This window comes from Weissella sp. LMG 11983 (assembly GCF_025908495.1).
In the GTDB taxonomy this organism is placed as follows: Bacteria; Bacillota; Bacilli; order Lactobacillales; family Lactobacillaceae; genus Weissella; species Weissella fermenti.
In genome coordinates, this window is record NZ_JAOZFD010000001.1 from 1,905,189 (window position 1) to 1,921,049 (window position 15,861).

The following is a 15,861-nucleotide window of genomic DNA, read 5'->3' on the forward strand; positions in this document are numbered from 1 at the left end:
TGGTAAAATAAACCTATTACAGCTTGAAAGGAATACACATGGCAAACGAGCAAATTACACGTGAAGAAGTTGAACACGTTGCTAACTTGGCAAAGTTGACTTTGACGGACGCTGAAGCCGACATGTTTACAGATCACTTGGAGAAGATTTTCGAAGTGGTGACGACTTTGGCTGAAGTTGATACGGAGGGCGTAAAGCCAACGTATTCAGTGACAGAAATGCACACAGTTTTGCGCGATGACGTTGCGGTTAACGCACACCAATCAGCAGAATTGTTGGCAAATGCACCAGAACACACGGATACCTTGATTAAGGTGCCAGCTATTCTTGATGAAGGAGCAGAGGGCTAATGGATTTCTTGCACACAGATTTGGAAACCTTGCACGAGCAACTCGTTAACAAGGAAATTACGGCTGTTGAATTGGCACAAGCAACGTTGGATAACATTGCTGCCACAGACGACACGTATGAAGCTTTCATCACGGTGATGAAGGACGAAGCATTGGCAGAAGCTGCTGCAATTGATGAAGCTGGTATCGACCCAGACAACATCTTGTCAGGTATCCCATACGGTATCAAGGATAACTTGGTAACCAAGGGTGTGACGACGACAGCTGCTTCAAAGATTTTGGAAAACTTCAAGCCAATTTATGACGCAACGGTTGTTGAAAAGTTGCGTGACAATGGTGCAGTCGGCGTTGGTAAGTTGAACATGGACGAATTTGCCATGGGTTCAACAAGTGAAACGTCATACTACCGAAAGACGAAGAACGCTTGGGACCAAACAAAGGTTCCTGGTGGTTCATCGGGTGGATCTGCCGTTGCTGTTGCAGCTGGTCAAGTGCCATTTGCATTGGGAACTGATACGGGTGGTTCAATCCGTCAACCAGCAGCCTTCAACGGTATTGTTGGTATGAAGCCAACGTACGGTCGTGTATCACGTTGGGGTGTTATCGCCTTCGCGTCATCATTGGACCAAGTTGGTGTCTTCACACGTACGGTTAAGGACAACGCCCGCGTTTTGTCAGCTATGGCTGGTCAAGATGAGAAGGACCAAACGTCTTCAGATCAAGCGGTTCCTGATTTTGCTGCTAACTTGAACGGCGACATCAAGGGCATGAAGATTGCGGTGCCAGCTGAATACTTTGGTGCCGGAATCAACGAAGATGTTAAGGCAACGATCAAGGCTGGTATCGCCAAGCTTGAAGAGTTGGGTGCTGAAGTTGAAGAAGTGTCATTGCCACACACCAAGTACGGTGTTGCTGCATACTACATCTTGGGTTCTGCCGAAGCTTCATCAAACTTGCAACGTTTCGATGGTATTCGTTACGGCTTCCGTCCTGAAGGTGTGAAGAACTTGGACGACTTGTACGTTCAAACACGTTCACAAGGCTTCGGTGACGAAGTTAAGCGTCGTATCATGTTGGGAACGTACTCATTGTCAGCTGGAACTTACGATGCATTCTTTAAGAAGGCTGCCCAAGTTCGTACGTTGATGAACGAGGACTTCCAAAACGTCTTTGCTAAGTATGATTTGATTATCGCGCCAACGACACCAAACGTTGCTTACAACTTCGGTGCTAACGAAGATGATCCAGAAGTAACTTACATGAACGACGTATTGACGATTCCAGTTAACATGGCTGGTTTGCCAGGCATGTCAGTACCTGCCGGCTTCGTTGATGGTTTGCCAGTTGGTATGCAATTTATCGCAAACCGTTTCCAAGAAGAGACGATTTACCGTGCTGCATACGCATACGAGCAAGCAACACGTTTGTTTGAACAAGTACCAGGAGGTAACAAGTAATGGCTGTGCCTAACTTTGAAACGACAATCGGACTTGAAGTCCACGTTGAGTTGAAGACCAACTCAAAGGCAATGTCACCTTCACCAGTCCAATACGGTGCTGAGCCTAACGCCAACACGAACGTTATTGACTGGGGTTACCCTGGTGTTTTGCCACAAGCTAACAAGGGTGCGTTGGAATATGGTATGATGGCTGCTTTGGCTTTGAATGCCGATGTGACACGCGATTTGCACTGGGATCGTAAAAACTACTTCTACCCAGACAACCCAAAGGCTTACCAAATCACGCAACAACAAGAGCCAATTGGCCGTAACGGTTGGTTGGAAATCGAGTTTGAGGGTGAGAAGAAGCGCGTTGGTATTACTGAGCTTCACGTCGAAGAAGACGCTGGTAAGAACACTCACGGGACGGATGGTTACTCATATGTTGACTTGAACCGTCAGGGAACGCCATTGATTGAAATCGTTGGTGCACCTGACATTTCATCACCAGACGAGGCCTACGCATACCTTGAAGCTTTGCGCCAAGCTATCCAATTTACGGGTATCTCAGACGTTAAGATGCAAGAAGGTTCAATGCGTGTTGACGCCAACATCTCAATTCGTCCAGTTGGTTCGAAGGAATACGGAACTAAGGTCGAGTTGAAGAACTTGAACTCATTCAACTATGTTCGTAAGGCTTTGGCGTTCGAAGAAGAGCGTCACGCTAAGATTTACATGGCTGGTGGCACAATCAAGCAACAAACCCGTCGTTTCGATGAAGCAACGGGTGAGACTGTCTTGATGCGTGAGAAGGAAACGGCTGATGATTACCGTTACTTCCCAGAGCCAGATTTGACGCCAGTTCACATCACGGACGAATGGGTTGAAGAAGTGCGCGCTAAGTTGCCAGAATCAGCAACTGAACGTAAGGCTCGTTACGTTGATGAACTTGGTTTGGAAGTGTACGACTCAGAAGTGTTGACGCAAACGTTGGCCATGGCTAACTTCTTTGACGCAACGGTTGCTGAGGGTGCTGATCCAAAGCGTTCAGCTAACTACTTGATGGGTGACGTTAACGCCTTCTTGAACGAGAAGCAAGTTGATTTGGAAGAGACTGCTTTGACGCCAGCTCACTTGGCCGGCATGATCAAGTTGATTGATGACGGTACGATCTCAACGAAGATGGCTAAGAAGGTCTTTGCAGCAATTACGCAAGGTGAAGACCCAGTCGAATACGTTGAAGCGAACGGTTTGAAGCAATTGTCAGATCCAGCTATTTTGACGCCAATTATTGACGGCATTTTGGATGACAACGAGCAATCAATCATCGACTTCCACAACGGTAAGGACCGTGCTGTTGGTTTCTTGGTTGGAAAGATCATGAAGGAAACCAAGGGTAACGCCAACCCTAACGTGGTTAACGAATTGTTGATGGCTGGGTTGAATGCTCGTAAGCCTGAATAAAGAGCATAGAGCAACGGTTTTCTTGTGAAACAAGAAAATTGGTTACCCGGAACTAAGACGAAAATTTCTCAGTGCGCTGAAAGCGTGCGGAAAATTTTTGACTTAGCGCAGTGGTGACCAAAGTTGCGCCAGGCGTTTATAAGATTAATTAATGCAGACATCGATATACTTGGTGTCTGCAATACATATATTGAAACTTGAGGAGAGAACACCATGAAGCGTGCGCGTATCATTTACAATCCAACGTCTGGTCGCGAAGCCATTCGTCGCGACTTGGTTGATATTTTGAATGTCTATGAAAAGGCAGGTTATGAAACAAGTGCTTTTGCGACGACTGCTGAACCAAATTCTGCATTGAATGAGGCGCGTCGTGCTGCCGAAGCTGGTTTTGAGTTGTTGGTTGCAGCCGGTGGTGACGGTACGATTAACGAAGTTGTGAACGGTATTGCACCGTTGGAGAAGCGTCCAATGTTGGCCATTATTCCAGCTGGTACAACTAATGACTACGCGCGTGCTTTGCGTATCCCACGTGAAGATCCTTTGGAAGCCGCTAAGGTGATTTTGAAGGGGAAGGCAGCGCAAATGGACGTTGGACAAGCTAACGACACCTACTTTATCAACATTGCAGCTGGTGGTTCTTTGTCAGAATTGACTTATTCAGTGCCATCAAAGTTGAAGTCAATGTACGGTTACTTGGCCTATGTCGTTAAGGGTGCCGAAATGTTGACGCGTGTCGCACCAATGAACTTGCGTGTTGAATACGATAACGGTGTCTTTGAAGGTCGTTCATCAATGTTCTTCTTGGCATTGACGAACTCAGTTGGTGGTTTCGAACAAATCGTGCCAGATGCACAATTGGATGATGGTAAGTTTACGTTATTGGTTGTTAAGACGACAAAGTTTGCTGAAATCTTGCAATTGATTTCTGAAGTGTTGACTGGAAAGCACGTTGATAATCCAAACTTGCTTTACGTGAAGTCAGAGAACGTCACAATCAAGCCGTTGGATGAGAATGCTAAGGTCATGATTAATTTAGATGGTGAATATGGTGGGGATGCACCTGTTGTATTTAAGGACCACAAGGCGCACATTGCGATGGTCGCTAATGTGGACGAAATGCCAGATAATAGCCTGATTGATTTGCCTTTGTACTTACATGAAGATTAATTAGTAGACAAGAGCTTGCCGAATTTTGGTAGGCTCTTTTTTTGGAGAGATGATGATGTTTGGAAAAACTAAAAAAGTCGAGCAACCTACGAATTCAAAGCAAACGTATTATAAACAGTTGGCGCATCATATCAAGCGTGCTTGGGATATGCAGGTGGCCATTAGCCAAATTGCCGCCCAATCAAATGATGCCTTAACACCACAAAGTTTGTACGTCTCAGTGCAACAACCAAATGCCAAGCAACAGAATGGGGTAACGCCGTTCACCATGTACGTTGATGCTGAAGATATGGTGCCATTACTTGAGAAGAAGTTGAATGACCAGTTGTCAGTCGCTGATGAATATCTGGAATCATTGGAATTGAGCGATTCATTAACCAATCATGATCAAGCGTTGGTAGCGGAGCTTCGTGAGCTGCAACAAGCCGGTAAATTAGCGGATATGTTGAAGACCTTATTAAATCATAATGTGATCGCAAGGCACGATTTGCATTAAATTCATGAAATTAACATACAACCGTCGAGCGTAAATAGTTGTTTTTCCACAGAATTGGACTATTATAAATATACAGCGTAATCTTAAACGGCATCCTGCACCAGGGATGCCGTTTTTTAATTGAAAGGGAAAGCGCCATGAACAAAACAGATAAACTCCAACCGTTACAAGAAATGGCCATTGCGTATGCAAATTCATTGCCGGGGGCCAAGGCGTATTGGCGGGAAGACTGGGAAACTTATTATTTCGATATCATGGGAAAGATGTTCGGCATCGTGCATGACAATGTCATCACACTGAAGAATGATCCGTACATCAATACCGAGTTGCGCGAACAGTTTCCATTCATCATTCCGGGTTACCACATGAACAAGCAGCACTGGAATAGTATTGTTGTCGATAAAAACGAATTTCCTGATGAAGGGGTCAAGAAACTGATTCATGATTCCTATGATTTGGTTGTTAAGAAGATGACCAAAAAGCAACAGGCTGAATTGCAATTGCGAATTGATCTGGGACAGCTATAACCCTGAATGACTATCAAACTAACATGCCTCGGCGCGCAAGCGACGACACAAACCCAAAATCCAAACCACAAACAAACTAAAAACGCCTTGGACGTCGAAAAATGACATCCAAGGCGTTAATTTTTTACTTATCGTTACCAGTCAATCCGTTGTAGATTGTCTCGGCATTGTGGTTCAACAAATCGTAGTAAGTTGGCACAACACCAGACTTCTTTGAAACTGAGTCCGTCCACAACTCACCAGCAATGTGTGAGTCGATTTGTGAAATAACCGTCTTCATTGGCTTGTCTGATTCACCTTGCTCAACGAAGGTTGCAGGTACCTTTTCACCTTGCAACGCCTCAACTAGCGTGCGAATTTGTGAAGGCGTACCGTTTGATTCGGTATCAATTTCCCAAATGAAGTATGGCTTCAAACCAAAGTCACGAGCGAAGTATGCCATGGCACCTTCTTGCGTTACCAACTTCTTATCATCAGCGGGTAGGGCAGAGAACTTAGCGTCCCACTTCTCGTAAAGCTTTTGCAACTTAGCTTCATAAGCGGCAGCGCGCTTTGCGTAGTAAGCCTTGTGATCAGGATCCTTCTTTTCAAGCACCTTAGCAATGTTAGCAGCGTAAGTCTTACCTTCCAAGATACCGTTCCAGGCGTGAGGGTTATCTTGACCAGCAACACCGGCCGTCGTCAACTTGATTGTGTCGATGCCGTCAGTCACGTTGAAAATTTGCTTACCGTAGTGCTTGTCAGTTGTCTTCATCAACTTGTCAAACCAACCTGAACCACCTTTTTCAAGGTTCAAACCGTTTGCAAAGACAACAGCTGCGTCTTGCGTACGCTTAACGTCAGTAGGCGTAGGGTCGTAATCGTGTTGATCAGCGCCAATCGCCGTAATCGTGTGTGCATTAACGTACTTACCACCAACTTCTTGGCTAATTTCGTTAATGATTGAAAATGAAGAAACAACATTCAAACGACCGTCGCTTGAACGACCGTCAGAAGCTGAATTGCGGTGCGTCAACCCAAAGACAACACCAGCAATAACAGCGATAGCAACAATAATCCCAATAACTCGCTTCATAATAAAACTCCTATTTAGTAGCTTGGTCATGCATGCGACGACGCGTAACCAAGTGAATCAAAAACGAAATAATAAAAATAACCGCACCCGTTACAACGATGGCTGGACCAGATGGCCAGTCAAAGGTATAACTGAGGAACAACCCAACAAAGGCGCTTATCAAACCGAAGAATGATGATAGCCAAATCATTGGTTGGAATCGCTTAACCACCAATCGAGCGCTGGCAGCGGGGGTGATGAGCAAAGCTGTCACCAAGATAACCCCAACCGCGCGCAAAGCAACAATGATAACCAACGTAATCAAGACCACTAAGATGTTGCGGAATAGATTAGCGTGAATCCCTTGTGCTTGGGCGTATGAACGATCAAATGTTGTTAAGTACAATTCGCGATAGAAAGTCGTCACAACCGCAATGACAATCAAGCCGATGACCAAACTAGAAATCAAATCACCGCTTGAAACGGCCAAAATATTTCCAAATAGAATATCGGTTAGCTTGGTTGTTGAATGCCCGGCCGTCATAATGATGGTTCCTAAAGCAAAGAAGGTACTGAACGTTAAACCAATTGCAGCATCCGTTTTCAATGGTGTGTGTTCAGAAATGAAGTTAATCACTAATGCGGCTAGTAAGCCGAACACACCAGCACCCCAGTAGTAGGGAATGCCCATCAATGCTGCAATGGCGATTCCAGGCAACACCGCGTGGGACATTGCGTCACCAATCAAAGCAGTACCTTGCAAGATGCTGAACGCACCGATAATACCGGCGATTAGACCAATCATGGCGCCGGCAATCAGCGCGTTTTGGAGAAAGGTATATTCGCCGAGTGCGTGAAAGAAATTCATAAACGCAGACATATTAACCTCCCTGTACGATGTGATTATGACGATCCATGATAATTAAGTGATCACCATAGGCTTCGGACAAAGTGGCGGCATCCATCACGTCTTCGGGCTTTCCTTGACGGAGCAGACCGTGGTTGAGCAGAATGACTAAATCAAAGTAGTTTGCAACCTTACTCAAGTCATGATGCACAATGATGATTGTCTTGCCTGCATCACGTAAATCACGCAACGCATCCATAATTTGTGCTTCAGAGGCCACATCGATACCAACGAACGGCTCATCTAATAGGTAGACATCTGCATCTTGTACAAGTGCACGGGCTACCAAGGCACGTTGACGTTGCCCACCGGAAAGTTCATTTAGCGAACGATTAGCCAAGTGGGCAATATCCATTTTCTCGAGGGCATTTTGAACAATTGCTTCTTCAGCCTTACCGACCGAATGCCAACGGGAGATTTGCGATAGCACGCCCATCATCACCAAATCGAAAACATTCACTGGAAAATCTAAGTCCAGGTCGCTTCGCTGGGGAACGTAGGCAAACTTATCGCGACGAGTGCGACCAGTAACGGGCGAGTCGTCATAAGTGATTGTGCCGGCGGTTGGTTGAATAATTCCTAAAATCGCTTTAATGAGTGTCGACTTACCAGCGCCATTAGGACCGATAATACCGATGAGCTCATTTGGATTAAAAGAAAGGGTCAAATCTGTAAAAACAGGTCCATATTCATAGCCAACCGTCAAGTGATCAACGCTTAACATATGCCATTCCTTTCATGCGTACTTACTTATTCAAAGTAAAAATAGAATAACGAGTAACAATGTAACAGTTTTTGTCCGGAATGACAAATGAAAAAGTCATCATATTATATATGAAATAAATAACATGTTTTATATATCCGAACATTGCTTGTTTAAAAGGACAATCGCAGAAAAGATTCGTCCAATTGTTCCGAGGGTCGCTTTATATGGTAGAATTAACCATTAGAAAAGCGAGTTTGTTGGCATTATTATAGCGAAAGCCAACACGTAATGTGTGTTTGTACACTTCAAAAGCTACTATATATAGTAAGGACAGGGAAATATGGGTACAGCTGAGACTTATCAACAGATTACAAAGAAGATGGACGGTCCCTGGCGAGTTCGACCAGAAGCGGGTAATCGTGTTGGCATGTTACAAGAAATTTTGCGCTGGATGGGACATCCTGAAAGCAAGCTGCGTGTGATTCACATCGTCGGAACGAATGGTAAGGGTTCAACTGGTGTGATGTTGGCCAAAATTTTGGTTACAGCAGGGTACAAGGTTGGGCACTTTTCAACGCCAGCAATTTTGAATGATCGTGAAGTCATCACAACTAACGGCGAGATGATTAGTGAAGCTGATTTTGTCAGCAGCTACAAGCGCGTTCTAGAAGAAGTCACAGCACACGGTGGGGATGAAGATACGCTATCAAAGTTTGAGTGGTGGACACTCGTGGCTTTGGATTACTTTGCCCGCAAAGAGATGGATTTCGTCATTCTTGAAGCTGGCGTAGGCGGTGCGCGTGATGCAACCAATGTGATTGAAAAGCCATTGGTCGTGGCCTTTACCAAGATTTCATATGACCACGTTGGTTTGTTGGGTAACGACCTGCTTGAAATTGCGCAAGACAAAGCTGGTGCAATCAAGCCAGGTGCAAGTATCGTCAATTACCCAGGCCAAGATATTGAAGTGTACCACTTGTTGCACGATAAGGCAGAAGAAGTGGGCGCAATTTGGAATCCAAACCCTAAGCCAGTAATTACGATTGTGCAATCGTCACCAAGTGGCTTGGTCTTGAATGCTGATCAATTCGAAGGTTTGAAGTTGTCATTGACTGGTGCGTACCAAGCGAATAATTTGAGTACGGTTTTGCAAATTGTCACGGTCCTTAAGAGTCGTGGCTTTGAAATCAAGGATGTGGACGTCGCTGAAGCCTTGGCCCACGTTAAGATTCAAGGCCGTATGGAATTTGATGCGGAACGCAACATTTTGTATGATGGTGCGCACAACCCAGACGGTATTATCAGTTTGGTTGCGTCAATTCGTTCATGGCACTTGCCATTTAAGCCGGTCGTTGTTTTGGGCTTGCTAAAGGGTAAGAACTACCACGATATGTTGGAAGAATTATTACCACACGTTGATACGGTGATTGCTGTTACGCCTGATTCTGATCGTGCCATGTCAGCTGATGAACTGGCCGCTAAGATTGTGATGATGAGTAACGTTGACGTTGAAATCGCAGACGATCCAAGTGCCGCGATTACGTTGGCGCGTCGTGTTCGTGAATCATCAGAAGCCTTGATTCTGGTTACCGGTTCATTCTACACACTACGCGCGATTGAATCTGAAGGGATGTAAGACATGTTAAAGCGATTGGTAATTGCCTCGAACAATTCACATAAGACAGCAGAAATGGTTGATTATCTGGCGGTTTTGGGTGTTGAAGCGATTAATTATCGTGACCTACATGAGCAAATCACATTTCCAGATGAGACCACTGATGATATGGCTCAAAACGCACGCGTAAAGGCCCAAACAATCCATAAGATTTTGCCAGATGAATACATTTTGGCAGATGATTCAGCGTTGTTTGTACCAGCGATTCCGGATCATTTTGGTGTGACAACGATGCGCGAGTTTCAGGCGCACCAATTACGTGGGGATGCGGAAATTAACGCGTATGTATTAGCGCAGTTGCCAGATGATGCTGACCGAACGGCTTATTTGCAAGCCGATTTTGTCGTCATTGCACCGTCAGGCGAGACGTATTTCAGTCAAGCACGTGGGGGTATCACGTTAGCAACTGAACCGCGCGGTGGTCGCAACGGCTTGGATGAATTAATAGTTACAGAAAATGGTATGACGTTGTCAGAAATCGACATGCCAGAGCGTGTTCATTATGCACACCGTGGTCGCGCTGCCATCATGATTTTGCAACAGCTTAAAGCAGCTGGTGAATGGCAATAATAATAGATAGATAATGAAGAGGAGAGATAGGATAAATGGAACTCACAGCACAACAAATTACTGAGTTGTTGGCCGATCAAGATTTGTTGATTTCAGCGCCGGACTTTGATGGTGAGGTCAAGCATTTAGCCTATAATTCAAATGATGTTGAACCTGAAACGTTGCTCTTTATTAAGGGACGTTTTAAGGCTGAATATTTGACTGACGCCATCCAAAAGGGTGTTAAAGCGTTGGTCGCACCAGAAACTTTTGTCCACGACACAACGCTACCAACGTGGGTGGTTGATGATGTGCCAGCGGCCATGAGTATTTTGAGTATGGCGTTTTACGGCTATCCACAAAACGACCTTGCCTTGATTGGTATCACAGGTACCAAGGGTAAGACATCTGCAACGTACATGGCCTACGAAATGCTACGTGTCGCAACGAACGACAAGGTTGCGTTGTCATCAACGTTGCAAGTGATTACAGGGGCAGACCCAAAGTTCCACTATCGCGCGCACTTGACGACGCCCGAGTCATTAGACCTGTTCCGTTGGATGCGTGAAGCCGTTGATAACGGTATGACGCACATGGTGATGGAAGTATCATCACAAGCCTACAAGATGGAACGCGTTTACGGTTTGCGTTATAACGTGGGTATTTTCTTGAACATTAGTCCAGATCACGTTGGTGAAAACGAACACCCAACGTTCGAGGATTATTTGGAACACAAGATGATGTTGTTTGATCACTCAGAACAGATTATTTTGAATGCCGATTCAGATCACTTTAGCGAATTGATTGAACATGCTGAAATGGCTGTGCCACGAGATGGTATTTGGTTATACGGTCGCGAAGATGAGGATTCACCAAAGGCTGACGTTTATTACGAAACGGTCGAAGCTGACTTGCAAGGTAGCACGTTTACGGTCCGTCAAGCTGGTCAACAAGCTGACCGTCTAGGCATTGCCGGCGAATACCACTTGGACATGCCGGGTGACTTCAACCAAGGAAATGCAGTCGCAGCGATGATTGCTGCCCGATTGACGGGTGCTGACCCAGATGCCATGCGTGAAGGACTAGAAGTTGTTAAGATTCCTGGTCGCATGCAAGTGTTGACGTCAGCTAACCACGGAACCATTTACGTGGATTATGCGCATAACTATGCCTCAATCGCTGCTTTGTTGAACTTTGTTCGTCAAAACGAAACGGTCGAAAAGTTGACGATTGTCGTTGGTGCACCTGGAAACAAGGGTGTGTCACGTCGACCTGGTATTGGCCAAGCAGTCAGTGAAGGAGCCGATATGGTCTACCTAACCAGTGATGATCCGCAATTCGAAGATCCAAATGCAATTGCAGACGAAATTCAAGCGGCCATCACTAACAAGGATGTTATGATTAACCGCGAAATGGACCGTACAGTCGCCATTACCGAAGCGATTAAGGCAGCAGGTCCAAACGACGTGGTTGTGTTGACAGCTAAGGGATTGGACGAATACCAAAAGATTGGTGGCGTAGATACACCGTATGAAAACGACTGGGCAGTTGCACAACGTGTTGTTAACGAATTGGAAGCCTAGTTTTTAATCATAAAATTTGGTATAATATACAGAATTGCCGATAGTATCGGTGATTTTTTATGTTTAAAACAGTGAATAAATGCATTAAATGTGCAGAGATTAAAAGGGGATAGTGCCATGGCTAAGGAACCTGCAGAAAATACGTCAGAGTTCGACTTGGGTGACTTCGTTGAAGGTAAGAAGTTTGCCAACTTCGAACACGACTTTAAGGGTATCGTTGAAAAGATTTACGAGCACTCATTGTTGGTCTTGATTACGGAAAATGACCCAGAAGATACAGCGACGGTTAACGAATACAACCACCGCGCCGTTGTCCGCATGTCAGAAACTAAGATTTTGGTGAAGACGGACAACCCAGCACCACGTAAGGCTGATGAAACTGAAGAGGAAGACGAAGAAGAAATTCCTGAAGACATCAAGCTTGAAGATGACGATGCTGAAGAAGAGGAAGAAGAGGAGTAACCGATGGACTACAAGAATCAAGTGGCTCAAGCCGTTGCTGCGGTTGTGCCTGAACTAGATGAAGCAACGATTTTGTCAAAGGTTGAAGTGCCTAAGGATTCATCAATGGGTGATTTTGCCTTTCCAACGTTCTTGTTGGCAAAGGAACGCCACATGGCACCTAACCAAATTGCGGCTGAAGTAGCTGAGGCAATCGATGCGTCAAACTTTAAGCAAGTTGAAGCTGCCGGACCTTACGTTAACTTCTTCTTAAACCAAGAAAACTTTGGTGCCGATGTGTTGCACGCCATCTTGGAAAACCAAGAATACGGTCACAACACGGATGGTGAAGCAGGGCACGTAACGATCGACATGTCATCACCTAACATTGCTAAGCCAATGTCAATGGGTCACTTGCGTTCAACGGTTATCGGAAACTCATTGGCTGAAATTTCAAAGGCCAACGGTTACCAACCAATCAAGATTAACCACTTGGGTGACTGGGGTACGCAATTCGGTAAGTTGATGGTTGCCTACAAGATGTGGGGATCAGAAGCTGAAGTTAAGGCTGACCCAATCAACACGTTGGTTAAGTACTACGTGCGTTTCCACGAAGAAGCTAAGGAAAACCCAGCATTGGATGATGAGGGTCGCGCTTGGTTCAAGAAGTTGGAAGACGGTGATGAGGAAGCTCGTCAATTGTGGTAATGGTTCCGTGAAGAAATCATTGAAGGAATTCATGGAGCTTTACGAGACATTGGATATCGAGTTTGACTCATTCAACGGTGAAGCCTTCTACAACGACAAGATGGACGGCGTTATCGACACGTTGAAGGAAGAAGGCTTGTTGGTTGAATCTCAAGGTGCGCAAGTTGTTAACTTGGATAAGTACAACTTGAACGTTGCCATGATTCAACGTACTGACGGTGCCACTTTGTACATGACGCGTGATTTGGCGGCTGCCATCTTCCGTAAGAAGAACTACAACTTCGTGAAGTCATTGTACGTCGTTGGTGGCGAGCAACGTGAGCACTTCTTGCAAATGAAGGCCGTGTTGAAGGAAATGGGTTCCGAGTGGTCAGATGATGTTGAGCACATCCCATTTGGTTTGATTACTGTCGATGGAAAGAAGCTTTCAACGCGTTCAGGACGCATCATCTTGTTGAAGGATGTTTTGAAGGATTCTGTTGAATTGGCTTTGGAGCAAATCGAAGAGAAGAACCCAACTTTGGCAAACAAGGAATTGGTTGCCCACGAAGTTGGAACGGGAGCCGTTGTGTTCCACGACTTGATGAACGAACGTATCGGAAACTTCGACTTTAAGTTGGAAGAAGTGGTTCGTTTCGAAGGTGATACTGGTCCATACGTTCAATACGCAAATGCCCGTGCACAATCAATCTTGCGTAAGGCGGGTAACCCTGAACTTGATTTGTCAGATGTTGTCATCACTGATGAGAACGTTTGGGAGACTGAAAAGTTGTTGGGTGACTTTAACGATGTTGTTCGTCGCGCATGGCGTGATCGCGAACCATCAGTTATCGCAAAGTACGCTTTGAACTTGGCTCGTACGTTCAACAAGTACTACGCTAACTCAAAGATTTTGGCAGACGACGGTCAATTGAACGCACGTTTGGCTTTGGTTACGGCTGTTTCACAAGTCTTGACTGAGTCATTGCGTTTGTTGGGTGTTAAGGCGCCAAAGGAAATGTAATTACGATTAAGGCAGTTGATTTCATTACGAAGTCGACTGCCTTTTTTCATTCGGTTTTAGTAAATGACAATATCAATTGACGTAATTCTCATCTGGGTTTAATATTCTGACATATCTTTTGTCAATGAAATATGGGGGAGAAACGTGACAACTATTGGTATTCCAAGTAATCACTTGAACCATGCAAATCCAAAGCATGGAACAAATTACGTTGATTACACGCAGCAGAATTACACGGCAGCTTTGCGTGAGGCAGGGGCCTTGCCAATTGTCTTTCCAATGGGAACACCAGAGGAAGCGGCTGAATATGTAAATGCAGTCGATGCGGTATTGTTGATTGGTGGGCAAGATATTGGACCACTATTTTACGGTGAAGATCCAACACCTAAGATGGGTGAAACAGATCGCCAACGTGATTTGTTTGAGTTGGCCATCATCGCTGAGGCTCGTAAACAACGAAAGCCGTTGATGGGCATTTGCCGTGGCTCACAAATTTTGAATGTTGCGTTCGGTGGTACCTTGATCAAGATATCAACACACAATATACGCCGGCGAATGGGCAACCAGTTGTGAAGCACATGCAATATCCGGTTAAGTGGTATGAACCAACACACCGTATTGATGTCATGGCAGGAACCTTTTTGGCGGGGACGTTTGGTGATAACCGATTATTAATTCATTCCACCACCAAGGAATTAAGCGCTTGGGGGATGGGTTGATGCCGGCAGCCTATGCGAGCGACGGCACAATTGAGGCATTCCAAACGGAAGACGCGTCAGTCCGCGGTGTGCAATATCACCCAGAAATGATGTTTGATCATGATGCCACACACTTGAAAGTATTCCAAGATTTCGTGGATTATGTTGCTGAACATAAGAATTAAATAGTACTAGACACAGATCGCTCATTGTACATTTTTGTATGATGGGCGAGTTTTTTGAGGAATAGTACGGCAGTGTAAATTTTGTTACAAATCCGAGAAACCGCGTATTTACTGATATAATTATTTTTGTTGTTTTTTAACAAATAAAAAATTAAAAGTAATATGTATTTCAGGAGAGAGACATGGAAGTCTACGTATTAGCAACGGTGGTTATTATCGTTGCCCTAATCTTTGATGGGGTTAACGGATTCCACGATGCGGCGAATGCAATCGCCACGGCTATTACAACTGGTGCCTTGAAGGCGAAGACAGCAATCATTATGGCTGCTGTGATGAACTTGATTGGTGCCTTGATGGGAACGGCCGTTGCTGCAGTTATCGCACGTGACATCGTTAATAACGCAGGTGAGCGCCGAGCAACAGTTGTTCTTGGTTATTGCTGCTTTGCTAGGTGCAATTGGTTGGAACTTAATTACGTGGTGGTTTGGGTTGCCATCTTCATCAACACACGCCATTATTGGTGGATTGATGGGAGCTGGTTTGGCTGAACAAATCGCTGGTAACGACGTTACATTAAGTTGGCTAAGGTGGTTGAAAAGGTTATTGATCCAATGGTGTTGTCACCAGTTGTCGGATTTGGACTAGCGCTACTAATCATGGTGATTTTGAATAAGATTATCAAGAAAGCCAATTTGAAGGAAACGGACAAGTTCTTCCGTACAGCACAAATTTTCACGTCAGCTTCATTGGCGTTGGGACACGGTTTGCAAGACGCCCAAAAGTCAATGGGATTGATGTTTATGGCGGCTGCCCCAGTTGGTTTCTTTGGTATTAAGCCAGGGCAAACTGAAACCCAGTTCCAAATTATCTTGATGGCATCTTTGGCAATCTCAGTTGGAACAATGGCTGG

The 15,861-nt window shown here is 45.1% G+C and carries 19 protein-coding genes and 1 pseudogene; 17 read left to right on the forward strand and 3 right to left on the reverse strand.

Annotation, left to right across the window (positions count from 1 at the left end):
- Positions 1-38 precede the first annotated feature (38 nt).
- The 6 genes from gatC (at position 39) to OIT45_RS09500 (ending at position 5,442) form a co-directional block, all read left to right on the forward strand.
- The gene (gene gatC / locus OIT45_RS09475) at positions 39-350 is read left to right on the forward strand and encodes an Asp-tRNA(Asn)/Glu-tRNA(Gln) amidotransferase subunit GatC (RefSeq protein ID WP_003609638.1); all 312 of its coding nucleotides are present in this window, start codon (positions 39-41) and stop codon (positions 348-350) included.
- Positions 350-1,807 carry an Asp-tRNA(Asn)/Glu-tRNA(Gln) amidotransferase subunit GatA gene (gene gatA, locus OIT45_RS09480; protein ID WP_199403673.1) on the forward strand — a complete coding sequence of 486 codons (1,458 nt, stop codon included), beginning with the start codon at positions 350-352 and terminating at the stop codon, positions 1,805-1,807. The genes gatC and gatA overlap by 1 nt, the downstream gene beginning before the upstream one ends.
- A complete protein-coding gene (gatB, locus tag OIT45_RS09485) occupies positions 1,807-3,252 on the forward strand; it encodes an Asp-tRNA(Asn)/Glu-tRNA(Gln) amidotransferase subunit GatB (protein ID WP_135798093.1) in 1,446 nt (481 codons plus the stop codon). The genes gatA and gatB overlap by 1 nt, the downstream gene beginning before the upstream one ends.
- Positions 3,253-3,465: 213 nt before the next feature.
- On the forward strand, positions 3,466-4,419 hold the full coding sequence (locus OIT45_RS09490) for a diacylglycerol kinase (RefSeq protein ID WP_135798092.1): 954 nt from the start codon (positions 3,466-3,468) through the stop codon (positions 4,417-4,419).
- Positions 4,420-4,468: 49 nt separating this feature from the next.
- Positions 4,469-4,915, forward strand: coding sequence for a hypothetical protein (locus OIT45_RS09495; protein ID WP_264330137.1), 447 nt, complete (start codon positions 4,469-4,471; stop codon positions 4,913-4,915).
- Positions 4,916-5,052: 137 nt separating this feature from the next.
- Positions 5,053-5,442 carry an MmcQ/YjbR family DNA-binding protein gene (locus OIT45_RS09500; protein ID WP_087045866.1) on the forward strand — a complete coding sequence of 130 codons (390 nt, stop codon included), beginning with the start codon at positions 5,053-5,055 and terminating at the stop codon, positions 5,440-5,442.
- A gap of 124 nt (positions 5,443-5,566) precedes the next feature.
- Here the strand turns inward: OIT45_RS09500 and OIT45_RS09505 are convergent, their stop codons facing one another.
- The 3 genes from OIT45_RS09505 to OIT45_RS09515 are packed head-to-tail and all read right to left on the reverse strand — an operon-like array spanning position 5,567 to position 8,127.
- Positions 5,567-6,517, reverse strand: a complete 951-nt coding sequence (locus OIT45_RS09505) for a metal ABC transporter solute-binding protein, Zn/Mn family (RefSeq protein WP_242458242.1) — start codon at positions 6,515-6,517, stop codon at positions 5,567-5,569.
- Between the two features lie 10 nt (positions 6,518-6,527).
- A complete protein-coding gene (locus OIT45_RS09510; protein WP_199403670.1) occupies positions 6,528-7,376 on the reverse strand; it encodes a metal ABC transporter permease in 849 nt (282 codons plus the stop codon).
- A gap of 1 nt (position 7,377) precedes the next feature.
- Positions 7,378-8,127 (reverse strand): metal ABC transporter ATP-binding protein, encoded by a 750-nt coding sequence (locus tag OIT45_RS09515; RefSeq protein ID WP_264340010.1) that lies wholly within the window; start codon positions 8,125-8,127, stop codon positions 7,378-7,380.
- A 322-nt stretch (positions 8,128-8,449) separates the two neighbouring features.
- Between OIT45_RS09515 and OIT45_RS09520 the strand changes: the two genes are divergently transcribed.
- The 11 genes and pseudogenes from OIT45_RS09520 to OIT45_RS09555 all read left to right on the forward strand — a co-directional run.
- Entirely contained in the window at positions 8,450-9,745 is a 1,296-nt protein-coding gene (locus tag OIT45_RS09520; RefSeq protein ID WP_199403668.1) for a bifunctional folylpolyglutamate synthase/dihydrofolate synthase, read from the forward strand.
- A 3-nt stretch (positions 9,746-9,748) separates the two neighbouring features.
- Positions 9,749-10,354, forward strand: a complete 606-nt coding sequence (locus tag OIT45_RS09525; RefSeq protein ID WP_199403667.1) for a non-canonical purine NTP pyrophosphatase — start codon at positions 9,749-9,751, stop codon at positions 10,352-10,354.
- A gap of 35 nt (positions 10,355-10,389) precedes the next feature.
- Positions 10,390-11,916 (forward strand): UDP-N-acetylmuramoyl-L-alanyl-D-glutamate--2,6-diaminopimelate ligase, encoded by a 1,527-nt coding sequence (locus tag OIT45_RS09530; RefSeq protein ID WP_199403666.1) that lies wholly within the window; start codon positions 10,390-10,392, stop codon positions 11,914-11,916.
- A gap of 117 nt (positions 11,917-12,033) precedes the next feature.
- Positions 12,034-12,378: a hypothetical protein gene (locus OIT45_RS09535; protein ID WP_071707534.1), complete on the forward strand. Its 345-nt coding sequence runs from the start codon at positions 12,034-12,036 to the stop codon at positions 12,376-12,378.
- A 3-nt stretch (positions 12,379-12,381) separates the two neighbouring features.
- Positions 12,382-14,068, forward strand: a pseudogene (argS, locus tag OIT45_RS09540) (arginine--tRNA ligase).
- Between the two features lie 144 nt (positions 14,069-14,212).
- Complete coding sequence (locus OIT45_RS12570) at positions 14,213-14,641, forward strand: gamma-glutamyl-gamma-aminobutyrate hydrolase family protein (RefSeq protein ID WP_319606975.1); 429 nt, start codon at positions 14,213-14,215, stop codon at positions 14,639-14,641.
- Complete coding sequence (locus tag OIT45_RS12575; protein ID WP_319606976.1) at positions 14,638-14,787, forward strand: hypothetical protein; 150 nt, start codon at positions 14,638-14,640, stop codon at positions 14,785-14,787. Before OIT45_RS12570 ends, OIT45_RS12575 begins: the two co-directional genes overlap by 4 nt.
- On the forward strand, positions 14,787-14,951 hold the full coding sequence (locus OIT45_RS12580) for a gamma-glutamyl-gamma-aminobutyrate hydrolase family protein (RefSeq protein WP_319606977.1): 165 nt from the start codon (positions 14,787-14,789) through the stop codon (positions 14,949-14,951). Before OIT45_RS12575 ends, OIT45_RS12580 begins: the two co-directional genes overlap by 1 nt.
- 182 nt (positions 14,952-15,133) lie before the next feature.
- The gene (locus OIT45_RS09550) at positions 15,134-15,499 is read left to right on the forward strand and encodes an inorganic phosphate transporter (protein WP_413743293.1); all 366 of its coding nucleotides are present in this window, start codon (positions 15,134-15,136) and stop codon (positions 15,497-15,499) included.
- Entirely contained in the window at positions 15,408-15,596 is a 189-nt protein-coding gene (locus OIT45_RS12635; RefSeq protein WP_413743297.1) for an inorganic phosphate transporter, read from the forward strand. Before OIT45_RS09550 ends, OIT45_RS12635 begins: the two co-directional genes overlap by 92 nt.
- On the forward strand, positions 15,539-15,861 hold a 323-nt coding region (locus OIT45_RS09555), incomplete at its 3' end, for an inorganic phosphate transporter (RefSeq protein WP_264340029.1). The genes OIT45_RS12635 and OIT45_RS09555, both read left to right, overlap by 58 nt.

What these genes read in the sequence shown, in the direction of transcription:
- OIT45_RS09550 (WP_413743293.1), top strand. Translation starts at nt 15,134, where the DNA reads ATGGAAGTCTACGTATTAGCAACGGTGGTTATTATCGTTGCCCTAATC.
- OIT45_RS09510 (WP_199403670.1), bottom strand. Translation starts at nt 7,376, where the DNA reads ATGTCTGCGTTTATGAATTTCTTTCACGCACTCGGCGAATATACCTTT.
- OIT45_RS09505 (WP_242458242.1), bottom strand. Translation starts at nt 6,517, where the DNA reads ATGAAGCGAGTTATTGGGATTATTGTTGCTATCGCTGTTATTGCTGGT.
- OIT45_RS09500 (WP_087045866.1), top strand. Translation starts at nt 5,053, where the DNA reads ATGAACAAAACAGATAAACTCCAACCGTTACAAGAAATGGCCATTGCG.
- OIT45_RS09525 (WP_199403667.1), top strand. Translation starts at nt 9,749, where the DNA reads ATGTTAAAGCGATTGGTAATTGCCTCGAACAATTCACATAAGACAGCA.
- gatA (WP_199403673.1), top strand. Translation starts at nt 350, where the DNA reads ATGGATTTCTTGCACACAGATTTGGAAACCTTGCACGAGCAACTCGTT.
- OIT45_RS09530 (WP_199403666.1), top strand. Translation starts at nt 10,390, where the DNA reads ATGGAACTCACAGCACAACAAATTACTGAGTTGTTGGCCGATCAAGAT.
- OIT45_RS12580 (WP_319606977.1), top strand. Translation starts at nt 14,787, where the DNA reads ATGCCGGCAGCCTATGCGAGCGACGGCACAATTGAGGCATTCCAAACG.
- OIT45_RS09495 (WP_264330137.1), top strand. Translation starts at nt 4,469, where the DNA reads ATGATGATGTTTGGAAAAACTAAAAAAGTCGAGCAACCTACGAATTCA.
- OIT45_RS09515 (WP_264340010.1), bottom strand. Translation starts at nt 8,127, where the DNA reads ATGTTAAGCGTTGATCACTTGACGGTTGGCTATGAATATGGACCTGTT.
- OIT45_RS09520 (WP_199403668.1), top strand. Translation starts at nt 8,450, where the DNA reads ATGGGTACAGCTGAGACTTATCAACAGATTACAAAGAAGATGGACGGT.
- OIT45_RS09535 (WP_071707534.1), top strand. Translation starts at nt 12,034, where the DNA reads ATGGCTAAGGAACCTGCAGAAAATACGTCAGAGTTCGACTTGGGTGAC.
- gatB (WP_135798093.1), top strand. Translation starts at nt 1,807, where the DNA reads ATGGCTGTGCCTAACTTTGAAACGACAATCGGACTTGAAGTCCACGTT.
- OIT45_RS09490 (WP_135798092.1), top strand. Translation starts at nt 3,466, where the DNA reads ATGAAGCGTGCGCGTATCATTTACAATCCAACGTCTGGTCGCGAAGCC.
- gatC (WP_003609638.1), top strand. Translation starts at nt 39, where the DNA reads ATGGCAAACGAGCAAATTACACGTGAAGAAGTTGAACACGTTGCTAAC.